Below are 24812 nucleotides of genomic sequence, written 5' to 3'. Positions count from 1 at the left end.
TATGCATAGTTTAAGGATGAGTATCTTCATCTAAACCAATGGCAAGAATTGCTTGAATTTCCTCTGGTTGAAATTCTTTTGTTAAATCGGCTGTAGGATTTAACACAAGTGTTGCACCTATTGTCATCTCAAAGAGTTTTCGAGTATTTAAAGTAACGTACTCAATGTCCTCTCCTAAATCTTGATAAATCGTTTCTTTAGATAAAAAGAACGGAATCGCCTGATCTCCATCTGGCGTTTCCAGCACTCTAAATTGTATTCGCTGATTCGGATTTTGCTTTCCTAAACAATAAACATCTGAAACTAGAAGTAGATCTATAAAGTCTGGAATAAGTTCATAATTTTCTTGGGTTTGGGTAAATAATTGTTGTAGGTTTGACATATTTTTGCTTATTTTTTTGGTTTTAATTGACTCTATTATTTCCGATAAATATAAAATAGACCAGTGTTATCTAGAGTTAGATAGACGATCACGAAAGATTATTCAGCCATAGAGTAATCATCACTATGGTTTCTAAGCATTCATCAATAGATTTCATTGGTTGTAAACATTCAATTCTCAGATAAAATACACCAAGCATATTCATTTTTGATCAAAAAAATTCACTATTAAAAACGATAAAATGACTATGACTTCAATCTTAATCTCAACTTTTTCCACTATTTATGCTATAAAACGACTGAACATTTGATTCTTTTCATTTAGGAATTTTCCTATGATCGATGTTGTATCTCCTAAAGTTCCATTATGGCGTTCTAAAGCGGTGATAATCGCAGCAATTTTTAGTTGCCTATTCCTTGTATTTTTCTACTTAGCAATCAATCGTGAATCTGATTATATGCCGAGCCAGAAACAAACAACTGCACTACAACATCGAATGAACTCTTCAGATACACAGACAGAAGCGGCTCCTTAAGCCATGCAAATGACTGATCATGAAATGAAAAATATGCAACTCAGCGATGCTCATTCAGAGCAAGCTCACTAGACTTTAATTTATGAATGATTCGCGTAATGCCCTTGTGGTGGAAGGCGGAGGCATGCGTGGGGCTTTTACTTGCGGTGTTCTCGATGCCTTTTTACAACACAGTTTTAACCCTTTCGACCTCTTTGTTGGAGTGTCTTCAGGCTCAACAAATCTTGCTAATTATCTTGCCCAACAACATGGTCGCAACATAGAGCTCTACCTAGACCATTCTTTACGTCCTGAATTTATTCGCTATGGTCGCTTTTTAAAAGGTGGTGATTTACTGGATATGCAATGGATGTGGGAGATTGTGGAAAAGGAAAATCCTTTAGATCAGCAGACACTTTTCACCAATAATCCTGATTTTTATATGGTTTTGACACATGCTCGCACAGGTTACCCTGAGTATTTACGTGCAGGTAAAGACAATATTATCGATGGTTTACGTGCCTCGAGTTCTATTCCTTATCTAACACGCCATGCTGTAGAAATTTTTGGTGAACCTTATTTTGATGGTGGTGTTGCAGATGCATTACCTGTTCAATGGGCAGCACAACAGCATAATATTAAAAACCTTTTGGTGATTCGTACTCGTCCGCAACATTATTTTAAAGCCAGTAGTAAAGCCGATCAGTTTTTTTCAAAATATTTATTGAATCAACATACTGGTTTTGCGGATAGCTTAAAAAATCGCTGTACTCGTTATAACAATACTGTCGATTTTATTCGCCAAAATACTCAACAACGTATTTTAGAAGTATGCCCACCTGATGATAAAAAATTGGCTGGACGTTTATGTAAAGATAAACGCAAACTGAAATATACCTATCAAGTTGGTATAGAAACTGGAATAAAAGCGATTGAAAATTGGCAAAAATTAATTTAACTCGGATGGAGTTTATTTAAATTTTTATTTCAGTTTTCAATAATATTTTGTGTCATAGCCATCATTAGGAAAGGAATCCTTATCGATATTATCCAATTGAATCACCTACCCTTTTTCAAATTGACGAAGGGTGGAATCAATTTATACGTTCTTACAATAATTATTTTCATCACCTAATCCTTTTTCCAAAACTTCCAAGATTTGACAGGGCATGAATACGCTTGATCTGAGATTATTATTTGTTGATTCGTTTTAAGATCTATCACTTGAAATTGACATTGATTATTTTCATAGCGTCCTAAAACCTCATAATCGTGCCCTGCAAGCGGCTTAAAAGATCCAATGGCATGTTCACAAGCAGTAATCACTTGTGCTTTCGAAGCTGTACGATTTTGAGCACCAACGACAAATCCATGTAAATTTACAGGTTCATTTGCCTTTAAAATAAATTCTTTATAAGAAAGCATTGCATAAGTACTCATTTCATTGCCTTCAACTTCTTTTTGAATAGCGGTCCGTGGCATTCCTTTGGACTGGTTAAACGTCCATCGTGCATAACTTTTAAAGGCATTCCAACCGCCTGTACTGCTTAAATAGTTTCGGATTCCATCTTTTTTTCCTGCACAATCAAAAGAATGTTGTAAATAAATTTTCTGCCCATTTTTCCCATACATACGAATTCGAGATTGTGTGAGTGGTTGATAAACTTCAATATTATTATCCGTAGTTAAAGCGTATCGAGACATTTCATCTTGTGGAGTTTGTGCAAAGCTATATGAAGCCACAAACAATGTGCCAAAAAATAAAATTGGAGGATAAAACATATGTTTTTTATTCATCTTATTTTTAATAATCGTCAGGATATCTACAAATGACTGTATATGATGATCTGCTTGCGCCGCTGTTACTTTTTGTTAGGGCGCAAACAGATTGATCTATATCGCGATTTGTTGAGTTGCTGAAATAGTGAAAAATGAATGATCATCCATGAAATATTATTTCGAGGAACAACTTATAATTGCAGATATATCAAATAAAAAATTAGGATTTACTTTTTTCAAAACATTCACTTCGAAAATAGTGGCAATCTTAAAGCACTCATTTAACCCCAATCCAAGCTGTGTTTGGTTGAAATCGAAAACACAACTTGGATCGTTGCCATCAATCTATTCTTATTACTATGCTGACTTTAGCGAAAAAGTCATATCGATATGTGGAATGCCACAATCCAAATGTTCTGTACCATCCTGTACGGCAAAACCTAGCCCTGCATAGAACGGAATTGCATGAACCTGTGCAGACAATTTTAAAGCTGTCCGTTGTTCTTTCGCTGCTTGCTGAATAATGTTAAGCATCAGTATTTTGCCAATCCCCAAGCCACGATGGGATTTTAAAACAGCAACACGCCCTATGCTGTTATTTTCCAATAAACGTGCTGTTGCAATCGCTTGATTTTGATCATAAACCACGAAATGCAAAGAAATTGCATCTTGATCATCCCATTCCTCATTTTCAGGAATATTTTGCTCTTGAATGAATACATGACGACGAATCAATTCCGCATCGTGCTGTAATTCATTCCAATGCCCTGAGAGGATATTAAAATCTGACATTTGCTCTACCATTAACATTTACTACCAATATCTTGTTGATCCCACTGATCATTTAATAATAACTCCAAAGAATGTTTACGAATTCCATACATCGCTTTCAGTGCTTGAATCTGTGCCAAAACTGCCTGATCTGGTTCAATATAATCTTTACGCTTGGTTGCCAAAATCATCTTATTTTTACTGGTGTGTTCTAAAGCCACAAATTCAAAAACTTTGGTTTCATAGCCATACGCTTTGAGCAATAAAGCACGAATCGTATCCGTCAACATTTCCGACTGTTGCCCTGCATGAATACCAAACTGCAACATAGGTTGTAAAACGATTGGGCTTTGTAATTGTGGACGCAACTCCTTATGACAACACGGCGCACACATGATCATTTGAGCATTCAAACGAATACCTGTATGAATCGCAAAATCTGTTGCAACATCACATGCATGTAATGCAATCATCACATCTAATGTTTCAGGGTGATACGTTCTGACATCCCCTTGAAAAAAATCGAGTTGGGTAAAGTCCGATTGTTGCGCAACATCATGACAAAACTTAACCATTTTGTCATTAAGCTCCACGCCTGTCACAAAAGGCGTTATTTTATTTTTGGCTAAATAATCATACAAAGCAAAGGTCAAATAACCTTTACCTGAACCAAAATCGACAATTTTTAAAGCTTGTTGATGATTTGGTAATTGTTCTAAAGCACCTGAAAAAATTTCTACAAACTTATTAATCTGTTTCCATTTTCTAGACATGCTTGGAATAATCTGTGCCTTGGCATCGGTAATACCCAAAGGCTGTAGAAAATAACTGTTTTGATCGACATAACGATGCTTGGTTCGATCATGCCCTTGTTGTTCTGCGGTTTTTGATGATATCGGTTGTTGCTTACTCACAGTCAGCATGTCTTTTTTCTTATTTTTTTTCAATTGCAATTCTTGCTCATTGGTCATTAAATTAGCTTGCTTGCATTGCTGTAAAAAACCTTGCACGATGGGTAATGCTTCATTCAAAGTATAGTTTTTTGTGACATCATTGGTTTTATAGCGAAATAGACAACTCAAAACATCTTGATTCTGTAGCTGAATGACTCTAAAAGTCATTTTCTCTAAATGCTCTAATTCACCCTTATATTGGCTCATAATCATTCGATCAAAACTTTGAGTTTCAATGGCTTGCTGAAAAGCATCTAAAAATTGCTGTTCTTGAATTGACGGAGTAGCCACTTGAGACATATTAAAAACTCGAATAATTTGAGCTCTGATTTTAAAACTTATTACCTTAAAGGTAAAACTCCATTACTATACAACTGTATTTTATAAGTGTGATTGCTCATGACCAACAAACTCATTCATGATTATGCTCCACAAGAAGAACGAATTAATGCCCTCAGTCACGCCTTCGGTGCTGTTTTAGCAGTCATCGCAACCGTGTTGATGTTGATGAAAGGCAGTTATTTGCCTTTTTGGCAGCTTTTTGGCTTATGTGTTTATGGTTTGAGTATGATTTTACTTTTCTCAAGTTCAGCCATTTATCACTTTTCAGTCGATGAAAAAAAACGCCATTGGTATAAAAAACTGGACCACACGGCAATTTATTATTTAATCGCAGGGACTTACACGCCATTTCTTGCAATTGCTCTTCCTACAGCCAAAGCACACTACTTGCTAATTGCACTTTGGGTGATCGCTGCAATTGGTACACTATTCAAGTTAGTTTTGATCAATCGCTTTGAGAAAATTTCATTAATTGCTTATTTGGTCATGGGATGGCTTGCAGTTCTGGTAATAGATGATATGCAACGCTTTTTAAAGCCTGAGTGTCTCAAACTTTTGATCATTGGCGGCTTGGCTTATACGATTGGCGCATTGTTTTATGCGCTAAAAAGAGTAAGATACACTCATGCAATTTGGCATATTTTTGTTTTGATAGGGGCAGGATCACAATTCCTCGCGATTTATCTTTACGTTATCTAATCCGCAGAAACTCAATTTTCAGTGACCCTGAAAGGGTGAAAAGGATTTATCTCGTTGTTTTTTTAAAAAATTACGCCTTTTTTAAAAAGATTACGCTTTAGAAACTAGTTTTTTACTTTTAAAAGTGTAAGGTCAACCATGGCGTCATCATCTACTGTAACTGAAACCGTTAAGACAAATTCTAAAGCTCGCGTACTTTTTGCGAGCCTTGTCGGCACGACTATCGAATTCTTCGATTTCTATATTTATGCAACTGCTGCTGTTCTTATTTTCCCTCACTTGTTTTTTCCTGCAAGTACAGATCCAACGACTGCGGTCATTCAATCTTTAGCAACCTTTGCAATTGCCTTTATTGCTCGCCCGATTGGCGCTGCATTATTCGGACATCTCGGTGACCGAATTGGACGTAAAGCCACCTTAGTTGCTGCATTATTAACAATGGGTGTTTCAACCGTTTGTATCGGCTTACTCCCAACCTATCATCAGATTGGTCTTGCTGCGCCTTTACTTCTTGCACTGTGCCGTTTAGGTCAGGGGCTTGGTTTAGGTGGTGAATGGTCTGGTGCTGTACTGCTTGCAACAGAAAATGCCCCTGAAGGCAAACGTGCTTGGTATGGTATGTTCCCACAATTGGGCGCACCTATCGGGTTCATCTTAGCAACGGGCTCATTCTTAACACTTGGCGCATTGATGTCTGAAGAAGACTTTATGCAATGGGGTTGGCGTATTCCATTCATCGCAAGTGCTGCATTGGTTATTGTAGGTTTGTGGATTCGTCTAAAATTACATGAAACACCTGCGTTCCAAAAAGTTTTGGATAAACAAAAAGAAGTTACTATTCCATTTACAGAAGTTATAACTAAACATACTCGAATGTTAGTTCTAGGTACAATCGCCGCTATCTGTACCTTTGTTGTCTTCTATTTAACCACTGTTTTCGCCCTCAATTGGGGTACGACAAAACTAGGTTATTCACGTACTGAATTCTTACAAATGCAATTGGCTGCAACACTGTGCTTTGCTGCATTTATTCCACTGTCTGCAATCTTGGCAGAAAAATTTGGTCGTAGAGCAACTTCTATAGCAGTATGTATTGGCTGTGCATTGTTCGGTTTAGTATTCTCAAGCATGCTTGAATCTGGCAGTACTTTGCTAGTATTCCTGTTCTTGTGTACTGGCTTAGCACTCATGGGCATGACCTATGGCCCAATTGGTACTGTACTTTCAGAAATTTTTCCAACGTCTGTACGTTACACAGGTTCAGCTTTAACCTTTAACTTGGCAGGTATTTTTGGGGCATCTTTTGCACCATTAATTGCAACAAAACTTGCAACAACTTATGGTTTATATGCTGTAGGTTATTACTTATCTGCTGCGTCTATTCTTTCACTTCTTGCTTTCTTAGCCATTCGTGAAACGAAAAATGATGATGTAAATAATCAGATTTAAGTTTATTGAAGTGAAGTGTTTTAGAGTATTAGAAGCCTGCTATTGAGCAGGCTTCTTTTATGAGTATTTTTGATGCCTATTCAACTAAATGTATTTTGTAATGGATTATGCTAAAACTCTGGTGTACTCACCATTTCAATCAACTGTTTTGAAAATGGCTGCATAAAAGACAAATAACTCGCATGCAAAGCCATACGTGTTAAATCCGTATTGAACGGTTCAGGGTGATAAAGCTTATCTCGAATAATCGGATGCCCAATATATTGCATATGTACACGCAACTGATGTGAACGCCCTGTAATTGGAGTTAAAAGTACACGGCTGATATTATTTTTAACATCATAATCAATACATTCAAATAAAGTTTGTGCAGGCTTACCCAATTCGAAATGAACCATTTGCCTTGGGCGATTTTCCCAGTCTGTAAGCAATGGTACTTCCACACTCCCCTTATGACTTATTTTCCCCTGAACCAAGGCGATATAATTCTTTTTAATGGTTCTTGCCTGAAACATTTTACTTGCTGCAACTTCAGCATCACGGTGCTTAGCAAATAACAAAATGCCAGAAGTTGCCATATCTAAACGATGGGTAATTTTGGCATTTGGATATAATTCAAGAACTCGAAAATAAGCACTATCATGATGTTCAACCAAACGCCCAGGAACAGAAAGTAATCCTGCAGGTTTATGAATTGCAACAAAGTCATCATCTTCAAAAATAATAGCGAGCGGTTCTAAAGGTGGTTGATAAACAAAGCTCTTATCTATGGGCATGTCAATCATGTATTGGCAAGAATTGCCGAAAAATAACAACTGCCTGAAAGCGTGTCAAGTCATCGTCTTTTTTTAGACTTAGAAATGAAGAAAGCTCCCATCCCTTTGGGGAAGAGAGCTCGCAACAAGATTCCAAAATACTGAATCCAATAAACGAAATGTTTTTGGTAACTAAAAAACTAAAAGCATTACTGATTGAACAATTAACCAGTTTAACCACTCAGCTAGAATATTCACTTAGACATGAATACTGAACAACACTTGACGTTTTTTCACTTGCTGTCCTGTCTGTCCAATAATCTCTTCAACCACACCATCCACATCCGATTTAATCTGCTGTTGGATTTTCATGGCTTCTAAAATGAGCAAAGTCTGACCTTTCTCAACGCGATCACCTACATTCACCAGAATGTTAATGATTGCACCATCCATCGGTGCACGAATTTTGCCATCACCTGCTGTTTCAGCAATTTCAGGCGGTGCATAAGTCACATTACTCACACTGACATTACCATTCAGTGTATCCAGATAAAGTTGATCATCATTCAACACATAGCTCATTTTACAGCGTACACCATCAACAATATAAATAAGCTGTTCTGATGATTGACTGATCAAATCAATAGACTGCAATTGACCACAAGTTTCCACGGCGATACTCTGCCCTTTTTGTTCTACCAACAATTCAACTTTTTGATCATCAATCAGAAGTTTTAGCGGTAAGCGAGGGCTTAGACCCGTGTTCCAACCTTTTTGATGCTGAGCCTGTGTGAAAATAGCAGCAACCACAGCCAAATGTTCCAATGACAAAGTCTGTTGATGCAAACTCATATCTGCCTGAAAATACTGTTGAATAAATGCGGTATTGGTATCTCCAGCCACAATAATTGGATGGCGTAATAAATTCACCAAAAACTGTTTATTGCTGTTTACACCGAGTAACACACAATCATCTACAGCACGAGCAAGCAAACGAATCGCATCTTCACGGGTTTTACCATAAGCAATGACTTTTGCCACCATCGGATCGTAAAAAGGACTGATTTCACCTTGTGACAACAAGCCGTGATCGATACGCACGTTCGGTAATTCAGCAGGTTGCCATTTCAATACTTGTCCTGTCTGTGGTAGAAAATCCTGACGTGGATCTTCTGCATATAAACGTACTTCAATGGCATGACCATTTAGCTGTAGTTGATCTTGCTTGAGCGGCAACACTTCACCATTGGCAACACGAAGTTGCCATTCGACTAAATCTAGGCCTGTGACCATTTCTGTAACAGGATGTTCTACCTGCAAACGTGTATTCATCTCAAGGAAATAGAATTCGCCCGATTGATCCAGTAGGAACTCGACTGTGCCTGCACCAATATAATTACAAGACTTTGCAGCAGAAACTGCCGCTTCCCCCATGCGCTGACGCAGTTCGGCTGTCATAACAGGACACGGTGCTTCTTCTACAACTTTTTGATGACGACGCTGAATAGAACAATCTCGCTCAAACAGATAAACATGATTGCCATGCGTATCACCAAAAACCTGAATTTCCACATGGCGCGGTGCAATTACCGCTTTTTCAAGAATCAGCTCACCTGAACCGAATGCATTTTCAGCCTCAGAACGAGCGGTTTTTAGAGATTCCATCAATTCTGAAGATTGCTGAACTAGGCGCATACCACGCCCACCACCACCTGCAGATGCTTTGACCATTAACGGATAGCCAATTTTTTCTGCCTGTTCCGCCAAATGATCTAAATCCTGCCGATCCCCCTCATAACCAGGAACACAAGGTACACCTGCTTTGATCATGGCAATTTTAGATAAGCGTTTACTGCCCATCAACTCAATCGATGGCGCACTTGGCCCAATAAAAGTAATCCCATGCTTTGCACATGCAGCTGCAAAATCAGTATTTTCAGAGAGAAATCCATAGCCAGGATGTACTGCATCTGCACCTGTTTTTTGACAGGCTGCAATAATTTTATCAATCGACAGATACGATTCTGAAACTTTAGAAGCTCCAATATGAACCGCTTCATCTGCAACTGTGACATGACGTGCATGACTGTCTGCATCTGAATAAACAGCCACTGTGGCATAGCCCATTGCTTTTGCAGTCTGCATAACACGGACTGCAATCTCACCACGGTTTGCCACCAATACTTTGGAAAATGTCATTCTTGTTTCCCTATTTATATTTTATCATTTCAATGACATAAAGTAGTTTTATAACTACGCATCGCCAAACCAGTTCGGGTTACGCTTTTGTACAAATGCCATCGTGCCTTCCAAACCTTCTTCACTACTGACCGCATTGGCAAATAATAGTGCTGCATCATCTAGTAATGGTTTTAATGGTTCTGATAATGTTCGATGCAACAATGCTTTAGTGACACGTGAAGCATTCGGTGCAGTTCGGCGAATTTGTAATAGCACTTTACTCAGAGCCAATTCCAATTCAGCTTCATTTTCTACAACGTCATGGACAACACCCATGGTCAATGCATCATGTCCTTCAAAACGATTGCCAAGTAAGGCAATACGACGTGCCTGAGTCAAACCAATCCGTTTCACCACAAAAGGTGCAATCTGAGCAGGAAGTACACCCAAGCCAGTTTCAGGTAAACCAAACTTAGCATCTGAACGGCTAATCGCAACATCGGATACACAAGCCAAACCAAATCCACCACCCAACACAGCACCTTCAAGTACCACAACAACCGTTTGTGGCGCTTGATCGACCAGTTCAATCATGGCACCAAACTGACGGTTGAAATTAACATATGGTTGATTTGACCCTACACTCATGGCTTCACCACGCAGTTGCGCCATATCTTTAATATCACCGCCTGCACAAAAATGACCATCTTTACCTCGGATGACCACAGCACGAATGGCAACATCATCATGAATTGCAGTAAATACCTGCTGAATGGCTTTCACCATATTTAGACTCATGGCATTACGGCTTTCAGGACGGTTCAATATCAGCGATAGAATGCCTTCCGATAAATCTAATTGAATACTGTCATCCAGTTGTAAATCGGTCAATGCTTGAGAAAGTGTCATAGCGGCTCCTTATTTACGCTTAGATGGCAAAATATCCATCAACTTACAAATAATGCCAAGCATGATTTCATCTGCACCACCACCAATAGAACCCAAGCGTCCATCACGATATAGCTGAGATGCAGGGTTATCCCACATGAAGCCATTGCCGCCCCAAAACTGTAAGCAACTGTCCGCAACTTCACGAGTCAAACGACCCGCTTTCAATTTAGCCATAGATGCAATTTCTGTCGCATTTCCACCATTCACATGAATATCACAAGCACGGTAAGTCAATGCACGTAACGCTTCAACTTCAGTCATGAGTTCTGCAAAACGGAAATGGACATATTGGTTATTAATGAGTGGCTGACCAAATGTACTGCGTTCTTTGGTGTATTGAATGGTTTGTTTAATCACATTTTCTAGGCCGCCAATGGCATTGGCTGCCGCCCACATACGCTCTTCTTGAAATTGCATCATCTGCATCATGAAGCCCATACCTTCTGCACCGACCAAGTTGCGCTGTGGTACACGGACATTGTCAAAATACACTTCTGCTGTTGTCGTAGAACGCATTCCTAACTTATTTAATGGTTCTGAAAAACTGATACCTTTGGTTTTGGCAGGGACAATAATCATGGATTTATTTACATGTGGTTTATCGTCAGAAGTATTGGCAAGCAGGCAGAAAAAATCGGCCTGTAATGAGTTGGTAATCCACATCTTACTGCCGTTAATAACGTAATCATCGCCCTCTTTTTTTGCTGTAGTTTTTATCGCTGCAACATCTGAACCCGCATGCACTTCAGATACAGCTATCGAAGCTACATATTCTCCTGCAACTGCAGGTGTTAAAAATTCATCACGTAATTCTTTGCTGCCAAAACGTGCCAAAGCAGGTGTCGCCATATCGGTCTGGACACCGATTGCCAAAGGCACACCACCACAAGCTGCACGACCTAACTCTTCCGCAACCACTAAATTATAAGAATAGTCGAGTGCTGCACCACCATTTTCTTCGGGCTTACAAATACCAAGTAACCCTAAATCCGCCATTTTTTTAAAGACTCCGTGAATTGGGAAACTACCTGCAGCTTCCCATTCTGGGATAAATGGATTCAGTTCAGTTTCTACAAACTGACGTGTGGTACGGCGTAATGCATCGTGTTCTGAGGTAAATTTCATTTTGTTTGTTCCTATTATTTCCTGAATTTTGTTGTGTTTAAATTTCTATGACTATCCATAAACTTCATATAGTCATGAAGTCTCCTCTCTCTTTGGGAGAGGATGAAGGAGAGGGATTCAACTATTTTTAATACAATTAAAATCTCGACACCCCGAATCGGGTTGGATTCAATTTACGATGCTCTGCTTCATAAATGGTTTCCAATAAAAATATCAGTACCTTACGAGTATCTCTCGGGTCAATAATGCCATCATCATGCAACATCGCTGTGTTGAATAAAGCCGTGGATTGCTGTTCCAGTTTCATCGCTGTACTTTGCTCAAGAAAATCTAACATCTGCTCATTCGGTTCCATGCCAGATGCTTTTTGTTTTCCTTCCGCAACAATACGAAGTACTTTTCCAGCCTGTGCAGAACCCATGACAGCGACATGTGAATTTGGCCATGCAAAAATAAAATCAGGCGATAAACTACGACCACACATGGCATAGTTTCCTGCACCATAAGAGCCTGCCACCACAATAGATATTTTTGGTACGGTAGTATTTGCCACCGCTTGAATCAGCTTTGAACCATGTTTGATAATGCCGTTCTGTTCAGCATCCGTTCCAACCATAAAACCTGTCGTGTTATGCAAAAATAAAAGTGGGCGCTGCGTCTGTTCGCATAGATGAATAAACTGCGCTGTCTTGGTTGCACCTTGTGGAGTAATTGGACCATTATTGGTAATAATGCCAATATTCTGCCCACCAATTTTCGCCCATCCACAAACAGTTAAATCATCATATTCCTGTTTAAATTCAAGAAAATCTGAATCATCAACCAACCGAGCCACGATGTCTTTCATATTAAAAGGTTGTTTAGTGTTATTGGGAATAATGCCCAACAGTTCTTCTACATCGTAACGCGGCTCTTTGTAATGATTATTTAGGCTGTGCGTCTGTTCCTTCCAGTTCAGATGGGCAAAAACTTCACGTGCAATACGAATACCATCGGCATCACTTTCCGCCAGATACTCTGCTGTTCCTGCTACCTGAGCATGCATCTCTGCACCACCAAGTTCCTCAGCAGTAGCAACCTCACCTGTCGCAGCCAATAATAATGGAGGACCTGCCAATAACATTTCAGATTGTTTACGCACAGTAATGACATAATCAGACAAACCCGGCTGATACGCACCGCCTGCCGTTGCATTACCATGCACGATGGAAAGCTGTGGCAGTCCTGCCGCAGACATCCGCGCCTGATTGGCAAAAGTCATCCCACCATAGGTAAATACTTCTGCTGCATAGTTCAGATTAGCACCACCACTTTCGGTCATAGTGACCATGGGTAATTTCTGTTCCATCGCTATTTTTTGCAATCGTAAGGTTTTTTGCACGCCCATTGGCGACATTGTTCCACCCTTAATTGCGCTATTACTTGCAGAAACTAAGCAACGTACACCACTGACAAAACCAATACCTGAAATAATCCCACCACCTGCTTCCGAACCATCTTTATCGTCATGCATGTTGTAGCCAACTAAACCGCATATCTCAACAAAAGGTGAGTCTGGATCTAGCACCAAACGTACACGTTCATGTGGCAGAATTTTGCCTTTCTTATCAAACTTGGGTTTAGCCGCATAAGACTTTTCCAAACCTTTATTCTGTACCACACGTACTTCTTCAAGTTGTTCTAAAAGTGCGGCTTTATTCTGTTCGTATTGCTCACTACCCACAGCAATTTCAGATTGGAGAATAGTCATTTTTTAATCCTTCTTATCATCTTGCATTTGGGTAGAAATTTGCTCTGCTTTTCCAAGCTCATCTTTTAATACATCGGGGATGAAGGCTCGATGGAAACCATTATAAGATTTACTGTTGGTCGCATCTGCCAATGGATACATGCGAGTACCCAGTGATGCAGCACCATCAATACGTAACGTTACCCCTGAAATAAATCCTGCCGCTTCGGAAAGTAAATAACAAATGGCGGATGATATCTCTGACTCAGTACCCATGCGTTTTAATGGCACATTGCCCGCCAGACTTGGAATAATGAATTTGGCAAAATCACCTGAATAATTATCCATACCCGATGACACGATCCATCCAGGTGCAACACAATTCACTCGCACCCCTGAATGCCCCCACTCTACCGCAGCGGTTTTAGTCAGATTATCAACCCCTGAACGTGCAGCACCAGAATGCCCCATTCCTGGCATACCGCCCCACATATCCGCAGCCATATTGACAATACTGCCACCATTTTTCGCCATCCATTGGTTATAAGCTTCGCGCATTAAATAGAAGGTAGAATGCAAGTTATTACGTACTACTGCATCGAAACCATTGGCAGAGATACTTTCCAATGTCGATGGGAATTGACCACCTGCGTTATTCACCAAACCATCAATCTTGCCAAATTTTTCAATGACTTCTGCAATCATGTCTTTGACTTGTTCTTCTTCACGATTGTCACAAACAATGCTATGAACCTTGCCACTATCGGCAATAATTTCTGCACTGATTTTTTCTAGTTTTTCAATTTTGCGCCCAGTGATGATGACCTGAGCACCTAATGCAGCCAGCTCATGTGCCGTACAGCGGCCAATACCAGAACCACCACCTGTCACGATAATGACTTTGTTCTGAAAAGCATCTAGTCTAAATATTGAATGATAATGCATTTTTTATTTCCAAATTATTACTTTGATTTTCTTAACGCCCCTCATCCCAACCTTCTCCCAAAGGAGAAGGAGCTTTCAACTCTTAATAAAAAAATTGGATGAGCTCCCCCTTTTCCAAAGAAGGTTAGGAGGATTTACAATTACAGCATTTTTAAACTCGCAGGAATTTTCACTGGCATATCCAATAACTGCTGTGCGAAAGCCTTACCTTGCGGGTCTATACGCAAACTTGCCACACCACCACCACCCAAAGCATTTTCAAGCATAAAATTCAATGCGTTCAAACCTGGTAATTCATAACGGATTACCTTGCCTTTTTCGGCATCAATCACATGCTTCATATATTCAGCGACATTGGCTTCAGTCAGGCTTGCCCGAATCCACGGTAGATATTCTGCTTTACGTGCAATCACCCCAATATTGCTTGCATTGCCTTTATCGCCACTACGAGCATGGGCAATATCAATCAGAGACACTTCAATTTCATCACCAGTGAATTGAGCAACATCACCCACTGAATGCTGGGTAAATGTCTGATCTGACGAGCCTTGTGGAATTTGAATTTGTGTACGCTTGTTGTCGATATCGGTATCGATAATTAGTTGATTTTTATCAATAAGGAAAGAAAACAGTTTAATGACGGGGGATGCTTTTGGTCGTCCACCGACAATTCCTGCCAGTGCAGGTGCCATACCTGTAGATGCTTGTGCAATTTCAGAAGCAAAGAACATACATGCTTCCTTAAACATATGTTTTACTGCCATTTTCACAACAACTTCACGACTATTTAATGTCTGAGCATGAGCACCATAAGTACTTTCAATACCTAAAATTTCCACCGATTTTTCTGCAAATGGCGGTATAGAGCGCAACGCCATCACACGTTCACATTTATTTAAAATAGCATCGGCAATGACTTGAGCTTTTTCAATTGCTTCACGACCTGCGATCATAAAACTGACTTGCACTCGGTAACCGTCTGGGTAAGTTGCACTAACTTTATACTGCTCTGTAGGCGCACGACCTTTTGCACCTGTGACTTTGACACAATTTTCACCAATCTGTTCGAGCTGTACATTACTAAAATCACAGGTTACATCGGGCAGTAAATACGCTTGAGGATCACCAATTTCATAGACAATTTGCTCTGCAACAGTCCCAATTGAAACTAGTCCACCTGTACCGTTCGGCTTTGTCACAATGAATGATGAATCAGGTGATACTTCAACAATTGGAAAGCCCATATTGTCAAAGCCCTGAACCAGTCGCCAATCCGTAAAATTACCACCTGTACACTGTGCACCACATTCAATAATATGTCCTGCCAGTGAGCCTTGTGCTAATTTATCGTAGTCACTCATAGACCATTGATATTCATTTAATAACGGCGCAAGTACTACCGCAGAATCAACCACACGCCCAGTAATGACAATATCTGCACCCGCATCCAGTGCATCACGAATAGGAACTGCACCCAGATATGCATTGCAACTGGCTAAATGTGTAGGAATATCTTCACCACTGAACATTTCTTTAACATTTTGCTTTTGAAATTCAGCCTGTTTTGGCAATAAATCATCACCTAAAACTACAGCGACTTTTAAATTTAATCCTTGTGATTCAATCACTTTTTGTAAAGCATCGCGGCAAGCCAATGGATTAACACCACCTGCATTGCTAATCACTTTTATTTTTTTATCACTGATTTTTTTCAGTAATGGTGTCATTACCCGACTAACAAAATCCAATGCATAACCATGCTCTGGATTGGTCATCATGGCTTTTGCCATAATGGACATCGTGATTTCTGAAAGATAATCAAAAACCAAGTAATTGATATCAGACATATGCACCAACTGAAATGCTGCCGTATTGGTATCCCCCCAGAAACCAGAGGCACAACCAATTTTGACAATACGTTGATCTTCCATTTCCACACCCATTTTGTTTTCATTGTCGTGAATAAAATTTATACTTTTAATCTACCAAGCAAGCGCTTGGTTTGTAAAGTGCAAAATGTTATACTGAGTAAACATTTTTGCTCATATTAAAAAATACGAAAGGATAATTCTTATAAAATGATTGCAACTTCGATTGATCAGATTCCTGCCATCGCCTGTTTTGAAGATAATGCTCGAGGGCGAGTACTATTGGGTGCTGCGTATTTATTTCACAAGCAAGGCTATGAAAAAACAACAGTCAGAGAATTGGCAAATTTCATTGGAATTCAGTCGGGTAGCTTATTTCATCATTTTAAAAGTAAAGATGATATTTTGGCGCATGTTATGCAGCAAACCATTATTTATCACTATGCACGTATGCAGGATGCCATCGCGCTGTCTGATTTACCTGAACAGCAATTGAAAAATTTAATTAGAGCAGAGTTATTTTCTATCACTGGTGATACGGGTTCTGCAATGGCAGTTCTGGTGTATGAATGGTTTGCACTATCCCAAGAAAAGCAGGATGAACTGTTAAAACTACGTAATGATTATGAGAATATTTGGTTAGACGTCATCGAAAAGTTACGGCTAGTTGGTCAAGTAAAATATGATGCCTTTATCTGGCGACGTTTGGTGGGTGGTGCAATTGCATGGACGGTAACGTGGTATAGGCCGAATGGCAAAATGACCATGGAAGAGCTGACGGAAATTGTCTGGGAAATGGCAATGAAATAATTTTAACAAAATAAAATTATGACTTCATTATTTTATAGAAAATTTCTACCTATCAAACTTAGTTAAAGAAATTTATAATTTAGCTGTAATTGTATCCCCACCACAACACACAGCTTTTGGCTATCATACTGTGGTCAAAAATCATGATGGGCATATTCTTGAACTCGTTGAGAATAATTAGAACCTCAACTGCTTAGCAATCAAATCCTTCATAATTTCTTCAGCACCGCCACCGATCATATTCACTTTCACTTCACGGTAAATTCGTTCAGATTTAGTTCCTCGCATAAAGCCCATCCCACCAAGCGTTTGAACAGCAGCATCTGCACAAAATTGCATGGTTTGTGTTGCGACATTTTTAGACATACAAATTTGTGCAATCAAATCACTGCCTTGTAATTCAGCTTTACCCATTCGATATGCCGTATCTTCCAATAAAGCACGAGTCGCAGTTAAACGTGTCGCCATATCCACCAACTTATGACGTACCACCTGATGGTCAACCAAACGTTTACCAAAGGTCTTACGATCTTTTGACCATTCCAAAGCCTCTTGGTAACACACCAATGCATAACCATACGCCATTGAAGCCAACCAAAAGCGCTCCATATTAAAGTTCTTCATGATGACTTTAAAGCCTGCATTTTCCTCACCCAACAGATTTTCAACAGGCACTTTCACTTGATCAAAATGTAAATGCGCTGTATCTGAAGCCCACCATCCCATTTTCTTTAGAGGCGATTTGGTAATACCTGCACTATGTGCATCGACCAGAAGCATTGAAATACCATTTGCACCTTTTATTTCAGAATTAGTACGTACTGCGACAGAATAGTAATCCGCACGCATCCCAGAAGTAATAAAGGTTTTTTCACCGCTAACGATGTAGAAATCACCCTCACGAATGGCTTTGGTTTGCAAAGCAGCCACATCTGAACCACCACTTGGCTCAGTAATCGCCAATGCAGAAATTTTCTCACCTGAAATAATTTGTGGCATCACTTTGTCACGGATATGTGGCTGGGCAAAATGATGAATCGGAGGCGTTCCAATGGTATGAATCATTAAAGAAATATGTACGCCACCCGATCCTGCTTTCGCAGTTTCTACAGCTGCTAAAAAAACATGAAATGCATCTGCATCTGAAATACCGCCATGCTCATCATCAAAACCCAAACCAAGCAAACCAATCTCAGCAGCCTTTTGATATAATTCACGAGGGAAAGTTTCAGCTTCATCCCATTCATTCACAAAAGGAGAAATTTCCTTTTCCACAAACTTTTTAACACTGTCTGCAAAAGCACGATGCTCTGCGGTGTAATAAATCGGGTTATTTAAATGATCCATTTTATTCCCTGTTTTCCTTGTTAATGTTCTTTTTATACTGCTATTTTAAAATAATCGATCATTCAAAAAATCAATACCCCAACTGACGACTCGCAAGATCTTTCATAATTTCTTCTGCACCACCACCGATCATGTTCACTTTAACATCACGATAAATTCGTTCAGACTTCATTCCTCGCATAAAGCCCATGCCACCAAGCGTTTGTACTGCTGCATCTGCACAGAACTGCATGGTTTGTGTTGCGACATTTTTCAGCATACAAATCTGGGCAATCATTTCATTGCCTTGTAATTCTGGCTGACCTAAACGGTAAGCTGTGTCTTCGAGCAAAGCTCGTGTGGTGGTTAAACGAGTCGCCATTTCAACCAGTTTATGACGTACCACTTGATGATCAACCAAACGCTTACCAAATGTTTTACGCTCTTTTGCCCAATCCAAAGCCTCTTCATAACAGGTCAAAGCAAAGCCATAACTACTCGCAGCAAGGAAAAAACGCTCCATATTGAAGTTATTCATAATGACCAGAAAGCCCATGTTTTCTGCACCGAGTAGATTTTTTGCAGGTACTCGTACTTCATCAAAATGTAAATGCGCTGTGTCCGATGCCCACCACCCCATCTTGTCTAATTTACTTTTGGTGATACCTGCACTATGTGCATCAATAAGCAGCATCGAAATACCATTCGGTCCTTTTGCTTCTGGGTCAGTTCGAACTGCCACAGTGTAATAATCTGCTCGCATTCCAGAAGTAATAAAGGTTTTTTCACCACTGACAATATAATCATCACCATCACGAACTGCTTTAGTTTTTAATGCGGCAACATCTGAACCACCGCTCGGTTCTGTAATTGCGAGCGCCGAAATTTTATCCCCTGCCAAAATTTGCGTGAGTACCGCTTCTTTAATTTCAGCTGAAGCAAAATGATTGATGGGAGGTGCACCAATGGAATGTGATAATAATGAAGCACATAAGCCACCTGAACCTGTTTTTGCTAATTCGATTGAAGATAAAAGAATGTGAAAAGCATCGGTATCTGGAATACCACCATAGTTTTCATCAAAACCTAATCCAAGGAGTCCGATATCAGCCGCTTTTTTATAGAGTTCTTTTGGAAAAGTTTCTGCTTCTTCCCATTCATTAATATGTGGCATTAATTCTTTTTGAACAAATTTTCGGACTGAATCAGCAAATGCAAAATGTTGATCTGTATAGTAAATTGGATTGTAATTCATGTTTATTTGCTTCCCAGCTTATTATTCAAAACAGTAATATTGACAGTATTTGAGCCAATCACTTGTTGCAAAAAAGTTCATTTTGAACATTTTCTTTGACAAAATTGATCATTTCTAATTTTTTAAAATTTAAATCAGCTAGAATCATGCAATATTTGATTTTACTTTTTATATCCCTCAATGAAGACGACGCTTACTCAATTTCTATCTCGTTTTAGCACAATTACGGTTCAAAGAAGTGCCAGTTATGTGAAAGATATTGATTTACATCGTTTAAATGTTCGCTTTGAAAATAATAAACTTAGTATCAAAGCTCAAATTGAAGGTACTGATTTATACGAAACCTATATTACTATTCATACATTAAAAAATAGCATTGCAGATACCAAGTGTAGTTGTCCTGTGAGATATAACTGCAAACATGCAGCAGCTTTAGCTCGATATTTTTATGAGCATCAAAATGAAAAACCATTTAACAAATATGTAACTTCAAATGTTCAAACAGTTTCTACAGTACATACTGATAATATTGCAACAATACATTCTTCCCTCAGCAACACCAGTCCAACACATTACACTGCGAAAACTTGGCTGAATCAGTTTAGACAACAACTTGCACAAGAAAAACCAATACAAGTAATATCTCAAAATCAACTGATTTATATTTTCCAACAAAAAAAGAACACCAATACATTACAACTGAGTGTTTATAAAGTTCGCCGTAATAAAAATGGACAAATCCGTGATACAAATGCGTATACCAGTTATGACAATGTCCTTAATGGACGACTCAAAGTTTCATCTGAAGAAAAGAAAATTTTTAATCATTTATACTTTTTTGCTAAACTAAACTTTACCAATACTCATTATTATCCAACAGCGTGGGATATTTCAGGCATTTATCAGGAACAATTAAAAACTGCAATTCAAAGTGGCAATTGTTATGCTTTAAACATCATAAACCCTGCACTGACGTGGTCTGATGAAAGCTATCGTATCGAGTTCAACTGGCACGCACGTCCAGTGCAACAAACTGAAAAGTTAAAAGCGCAATTTTTTGATCAAAACCATCAAGAGATTGAAGCTGAACATGCCAAACAAATTTTTATTATCCATTCACATCCTTTGAGTTATCTCGATACCTTTAGAAATCAAGTCGGTGTGCTTGAGTCTTCATATTCAAGTGAAATGATTGAAGAACTCATTAACATGCCACAAATGCCTGTAGATTTGATTGCTGAATTTGAACAAGTCATTCAACCTTATTCAATTTTTGAAGATTTACCCCAAGCTCAATTTACACAAAATATTGAAGTTCTTGATGGAAAACCGACGCCTATTCTACGTTTTGGCAGCTTTCCACAATACGATCGTTTGGGTCAAATGAATCATTATGCTATAGCAGAAATTGAATTTGATTACCCAACTGGAACAATCAAAGCAGGCTTTCCAGATGCCAGTTTCATTAGCTACCACAATGGGAAATCGGTACGGCAACACCGTGATTTAGCGACTGAAAAATCACAATTTGAGTTATTAAAAAGTATTGTTCCATCACTCAAGTGGATTACAGAAATTAATAAAAATAAACGCCCTGCTTTTGATGATATCACCGAAAAATCAGTTATTTGTGCCAATCCTTATGACTGGGTTGAGCAACTTATTCCAGAAAATAAAATTGAACGATTGGGATGGAAAGTTGAACATACAGTAGACAGCTTATTTAATCTTATTTCTACACAAAATCTACAATTTGAACTGATTGAGTCCGATCAAAGACCAGACTGGTTCAATGTAGGTGCAACAGTTCAAGATGCCAATGGCAATACATATAATCTGATAGAACTGCTTGGTGAACTTGTCACTCGCATGCCAATCATATTAGACCCTGAATATCTAGAACAATTCGAAGACGATGGTTATATCAATATCGATTTAGGTTCTGAGCATCCACAACTTGCTATTAAGATTCAAGATATTAAGCCAATCTTTATTTATATGAAAGAAATCTTACAAAAACCTGAATCTGCTGGATTTGATCGTTACGATGCGGTTCAGATTCTAGACTTACAACATCATTTAGGTATGCCTTGGCAAAGCAATGATCGTTTAAAAATATTCGCAGATCGGCTGCAACAAAGCTATCAAAATCAACTTCCAACACCACGAGGGTTTCAGGGTGAATTACGTCCATATCAACAACAAGGTTTGGCATGGTTGCAATTTTTACGTGAAACCGAACATGGCGGAATCCTTGCCGATGATATGGGCTTAGGGAAAACTGCTCAAACGCTTGCACATCTACTCTTAGAAAAACAAGCTGGTCGATTAGAACAGCATCCTGTATTGATTATTGCACCGACTTCACTGATGCATAATTGGCGTAAAGAAGCAGAAAAATTCACGCCTGAATTAACAGTTTTGGTATTACAAGGTAGTGATCGAATTGAACATTTTAAAAATATTCAAAATGTTGATATTGTCCTCAGTACTTATCCACTTTTAGGTCGTGATGAAGAACTACTGCTTGCCCATCAATATCATTTACTCATTTTAGATGAGGCGCAAAATATTAAAAATCCACGTTCTAAGGCTGCACAAGTCGTTCGTCAGATTCAAGCCAAGCATCGTCTATGCCTAACAGGTACACCTATTGAAAACCATTTAGGTGAACTTTGGTCTTTATTCCACTTTCTGATGCCTGGATTTTTGTATAGTCAGGAAGTATTTAATAAAAAATATCGTAACCCAATCGAAAAACATGCCGATGTAAATCTTAAGAATAAACTAGTTTCTCGCATAAAACCCTTCATGTTACGTCGTTTAAAAACAGAAGTTGCTAAAGAACTTCCTGAAAAAACCACAATTGAAGTCAATATTGACATGTATGAACAGCAGTCAAAATTGTACGAAGCTGTTCGTGCCACAATGCAAAAAAATATCCGTGAATTAATTGCAGTGAAAGGGTTTAATCGCAGTCAGATTCAGATTCTGAGTGCTTTACTCAAATTACGACAAGTCTGTTGCCATCCTAGTCTATTAGACCTTGATCATATTAAAAATCAAAATGTTGAATCTGCTAAATTGGATCATTTATTAGAAATGGTTCAAGACATGGTTGAAGAAGGACGAAAGATTTTAATCTTCTCTCAATTCACCAGTATGCTACAAATCATTGAAGATCAATTAAATACACTTAAAATTAAGAATGTAAAACTCACAGGTAAAACCAAAAAACGTGATGAAGTTATTACCGCTTTCCAAGTAGGTGATATTCCTATTTTCTTGATCAGTCTAAAAGCAGGTGGTGTAGGTTTAAACCTGACTGCTGCGGATACTGTGATTCATTTTGACCCATGGTGGAATCCAGCTGCCGAAGACCAAGCCTCGGATCGCGCATGGCGTATTGGACAAGATAAACCCGTTTTTGTATATAAATTGATTACCACTCAAAGTATTGAAGAAAAGATTTTGGCTTTACAACGAAATAAGGCCAATCTAACCAAATCAATTCTCAGTATAGACCATGAAAATGATGTGAAATTAACTGAAAATGATGTGTTGAGTTTATTAGATTGAAAATTACCATCTATATGTAAATGGCAATTTTTCATGCATAAAGCCTCAATCAAATAAGAGCTGGATGATGCTGTTTGAATGACAATTACCATTATTCGTTAGTTTCTTGATGGTACGGTACAAGCTCTTGTCGTTCTTCTAAATCAGCGACTAATTTTAATTTTTTAACTAATCCAATTTTATTTAATATTATTAATACCCACCAACCAGGATCGGTTTGACCTTTTTCTAGACCTAGTTTTGCCGAACCTGGAAATGCATGGTGATTATTATGCCAACATTCTCCCATAGTAATTAAGCCACAAAAGTTAATATTATAGCCTTGTACGCCTGAACCTTTTACATACCACGAACGATGACCTGAATTATGAGCAAAATATCCAATTAACCAATGACCTGTGACTGAAACTGCGACACGTAAAAAAATTCCCCAAATGACCCATTCTACCCCTCCTATAAGATATAGAATAAATGCCAAAGGTAATTGCTGTAACATCCACGTTTTTTCCATAAAACGATAAAATTGAGTATCGAGAATAGATTCTTCTTTAAATATAGGAGGATGTTTTAAAACAATATCGCAATGCATTTGCCAATAACCATCTTTTAGAAAAGAGCTTTGATGAGAAAAATATGGATGACACTGAGGTTGGCGCTGTGCCCAATCACGAGTATCATGTGTTCTCACCATACCAAAAGGACCAGCTAATCCGACAATAACACCAAAATGAACAAATAAATATTCTAGCCATTTAGGACATTCATAGCTTTGATGAATTAAGCGACGGTGCATTCCTAATGAATGCCCAACGCATAGCGTAATAGCAGAACTAGCTAAAAATACTAGAAAGTTTTCAATAGATGATAAAAATAAAACACCATAAATTCCAATAAGATACATCATTATTACCCAAATAGACTTTATAGGTGACCAAATAACTTTTCCTTCATATGCATTGGTTTCAGAATTCTCATAGATTGTCGGTACTGCTGTCTTCTTATACATAATTTTCTACTTTTTTATTTTAAATATTTCAACTGGAATCCAATGTCTAGAATATAGTAAAGCTGACCATTTACTTATACTTATTATATTATTGAATCATATATGATCTTTCTATCGTGTGGTGCCGTAAATGTCGCAGTTTAGTGGAGGTACAAGACATACCTTTCACCCAATAAAAGATTTTGTCACTTTTTATCTCTAAAAAGTGAGATATCACCTATACAAATATATTTAAATTCTCAATGTAAAGTGCAGCAACTCCACACTCACATTTGATTAGATTTCATTCATTTCACGTTTTATTTTGTTATTTTATAAAATATTATGCGCAATAAAAAACACCCCCTCTGCGTTAGCGGAGGGGGTGTTTAAATTTAAAAGCTGGCGATGACT

Annotated in this window: 20 protein-coding genes; 6 read left to right on the top strand and 14 right to left on the bottom strand. The window is 38.5% G+C overall.

The features are described 5' to 3' along the window. Window positions 1–10: 10 nt before the first annotated feature. On the bottom strand, window positions 11–382 hold the full coding sequence (locus ACG94X_RS04765) for an SseB family protein (protein WP_419382601.1): 372 nt from the start codon (window positions 380–382) through the stop codon (window positions 11–13). Window positions 383–716: 334 nt separating this feature from the next. Between ACG94X_RS04765 and ACG94X_RS04760 the strand changes: the two genes are divergently transcribed. Together ACG94X_RS04760 and ACG94X_RS04755 are read left to right on the top strand one after the other, a co-directional pair. Next, window positions 717–917 carry a hypothetical protein gene (locus tag ACG94X_RS04760; protein ID WP_419382600.1) on the top strand — a complete coding sequence of 67 codons (201 nt, stop codon included), beginning with the start codon at window positions 717–719 and terminating at the stop codon, window positions 915–917. Between the two features lie 82 nt (window positions 918–999). After that, entirely contained in the window at window positions 1000–1854 is an 855-nt protein-coding gene (locus tag ACG94X_RS04755) for a patatin-like phospholipase family protein (protein WP_419382599.1), read from the top strand. Window positions 1855–2027: 173 nt separating this feature from the next. Here the strand turns inward: ACG94X_RS04755 and ACG94X_RS04750 are convergent, their stop codons facing one another. The 3 genes from ACG94X_RS04750 to ACG94X_RS04740 form a co-directional block, all read right to left on the bottom strand. Further along, entirely contained in the window at window positions 2028–2639 is a 612-nt protein-coding gene (locus tag ACG94X_RS04750; RefSeq protein WP_419382598.1) for a hypothetical protein, read from the bottom strand. A gap of 393 nt (window positions 2640–3032) precedes the next feature. Further along, window positions 3033–3467, bottom strand: coding sequence for a GNAT family N-acetyltransferase (locus tag ACG94X_RS04745; protein WP_419382597.1), 435 nt, complete (start codon window positions 3465–3467; stop codon window positions 3033–3035). A gap of 11 nt (window positions 3468–3478) precedes the next feature. Beyond that, a complete protein-coding gene (locus tag ACG94X_RS04740) occupies window positions 3479–4699 on the bottom strand; it encodes a class I SAM-dependent methyltransferase (RefSeq protein ID WP_419382596.1) in 1221 nt (406 codons plus the stop codon). A 99-nt stretch (window positions 4700–4798) separates the two neighbouring features. Between ACG94X_RS04740 and trhA the strand changes: the two genes are divergently transcribed. After that, a complete protein-coding gene (gene trhA / locus ACG94X_RS04735) occupies window positions 4799–5440 on the top strand; it encodes a PAQR family membrane homeostasis protein TrhA (protein ID WP_419382595.1) in 642 nt (213 codons plus the stop codon). Window positions 5441–5578: 138 nt separating this feature from the next. Beyond that, on the top strand, window positions 5579–6889 hold the full coding sequence (locus ACG94X_RS04730) for an MFS transporter (RefSeq protein WP_419382594.1): 1311 nt from the start codon (window positions 5579–5581) through the stop codon (window positions 6887–6889). A gap of 110 nt (window positions 6890–6999) precedes the next feature. On the opposite strand, the gene ACG94X_RS04725 is transcribed toward ACG94X_RS04730, so the two are convergent. The 7 genes from ACG94X_RS04725 to ACG94X_RS04695 form a co-directional block, all read right to left on the bottom strand. Next, window positions 7000–7665: an RluA family pseudouridine synthase gene (locus ACG94X_RS04725; protein WP_419382593.1), complete on the bottom strand. Its 666-nt coding sequence runs from the start codon at window positions 7663–7665 to the stop codon at window positions 7000–7002. Between the two features lie 237 nt (window positions 7666–7902). Beyond that, window positions 7903–9843, bottom strand: a complete 1941-nt coding sequence (locus ACG94X_RS04720; RefSeq protein ID WP_419382592.1) for an acetyl/propionyl/methylcrotonyl-CoA carboxylase subunit alpha — start codon at window positions 9841–9843, stop codon at window positions 7903–7905. A gap of 54 nt (window positions 9844–9897) precedes the next feature. Beyond that, complete coding sequence (locus ACG94X_RS04715) at window positions 9898–10734, bottom strand: enoyl-CoA hydratase/isomerase family protein (protein WP_419382591.1); 837 nt, start codon at window positions 10732–10734, stop codon at window positions 9898–9900. Window positions 10735–10743: 9 nt separating this feature from the next. Beyond that, window positions 10744–11901, bottom strand: a complete 1158-nt coding sequence (locus ACG94X_RS04710) for an acyl-CoA dehydrogenase family protein (protein WP_419382590.1) — start codon at window positions 11899–11901, stop codon at window positions 10744–10746. Between the two features lie 136 nt (window positions 11902–12037). Continuing rightward, entirely contained in the window at window positions 12038–13651 is a 1614-nt protein-coding gene (locus ACG94X_RS04705; protein WP_419382589.1) for an acyl-CoA carboxylase subunit beta, read from the bottom strand. 3 nt (window positions 13652–13654) lie between these two features. Beyond that, window positions 13655–14575 carry an SDR family oxidoreductase gene (locus ACG94X_RS04700; protein ID WP_419382588.1) on the bottom strand — a complete coding sequence of 307 codons (921 nt, stop codon included), beginning with the start codon at window positions 14573–14575 and terminating at the stop codon, window positions 13655–13657. 140 nt (window positions 14576–14715) lie between these two features. Beyond that, window positions 14716–16506 (bottom strand): acyclic terpene utilization AtuA family protein, encoded by a 1791-nt coding sequence (locus ACG94X_RS04695; RefSeq protein WP_419382587.1) that lies wholly within the window; start codon window positions 16504–16506, stop codon window positions 14716–14718. 147 nt (window positions 16507–16653) lie between these two features. On the opposite strand from ACG94X_RS04695, the gene ACG94X_RS04690 reads away from it, so the two are divergent. Next, complete coding sequence (locus tag ACG94X_RS04690; RefSeq protein ID WP_419382586.1) at window positions 16654–17253, top strand: TetR/AcrR family transcriptional regulator; 600 nt, start codon at window positions 16654–16656, stop codon at window positions 17251–17253. A gap of 177 nt (window positions 17254–17430) precedes the next feature. Here ACG94X_RS04690 and ACG94X_RS04685 read toward each other — a convergent pair whose 3' ends face one another. Then, window positions 17431–18600 carry an acyl-CoA dehydrogenase family protein gene (locus ACG94X_RS04685; protein WP_419382585.1) on the bottom strand — a complete coding sequence of 390 codons (1170 nt, stop codon included), beginning with the start codon at window positions 18598–18600 and terminating at the stop codon, window positions 17431–17433. A 70-nt stretch (window positions 18601–18670) separates the two neighbouring features. Next, complete coding sequence (locus ACG94X_RS04680; RefSeq protein ID WP_419382584.1) at window positions 18671–19834, bottom strand: acyl-CoA dehydrogenase family protein; 1164 nt, start codon at window positions 19832–19834, stop codon at window positions 18671–18673. A 180-nt stretch (window positions 19835–20014) separates the two neighbouring features. Here ACG94X_RS04680 and ACG94X_RS04675 point away from each other — a divergent pair, with 180 nt between their 5' ends. After that, a complete protein-coding gene (locus ACG94X_RS04675; protein ID WP_419382583.1) occupies window positions 20015–23413 on the top strand; it encodes a DEAD/DEAH box helicase in 3399 nt (1132 codons plus the stop codon). Between the two features lie 91 nt (window positions 23414–23504). On the opposite strand, the gene ACG94X_RS04670 is transcribed toward ACG94X_RS04675, so the two are convergent. After that, window positions 23505–24419 (bottom strand): acyl-CoA desaturase, encoded by a 915-nt coding sequence (locus ACG94X_RS04670; protein WP_419382582.1) that lies wholly within the window; start codon window positions 24417–24419, stop codon window positions 23505–23507. Window positions 24420–24812: the final 393 nt, after the last annotated feature.

This window comes from Acinetobacter psychrotolerans, assembly GCF_048552595.1.
Lineage (GTDB): Bacteria > Pseudomonadota > Gammaproteobacteria > Pseudomonadales > Moraxellaceae > Acinetobacter.
This window is presented reverse-complemented; position numbering and strand designations above follow the sequence as displayed.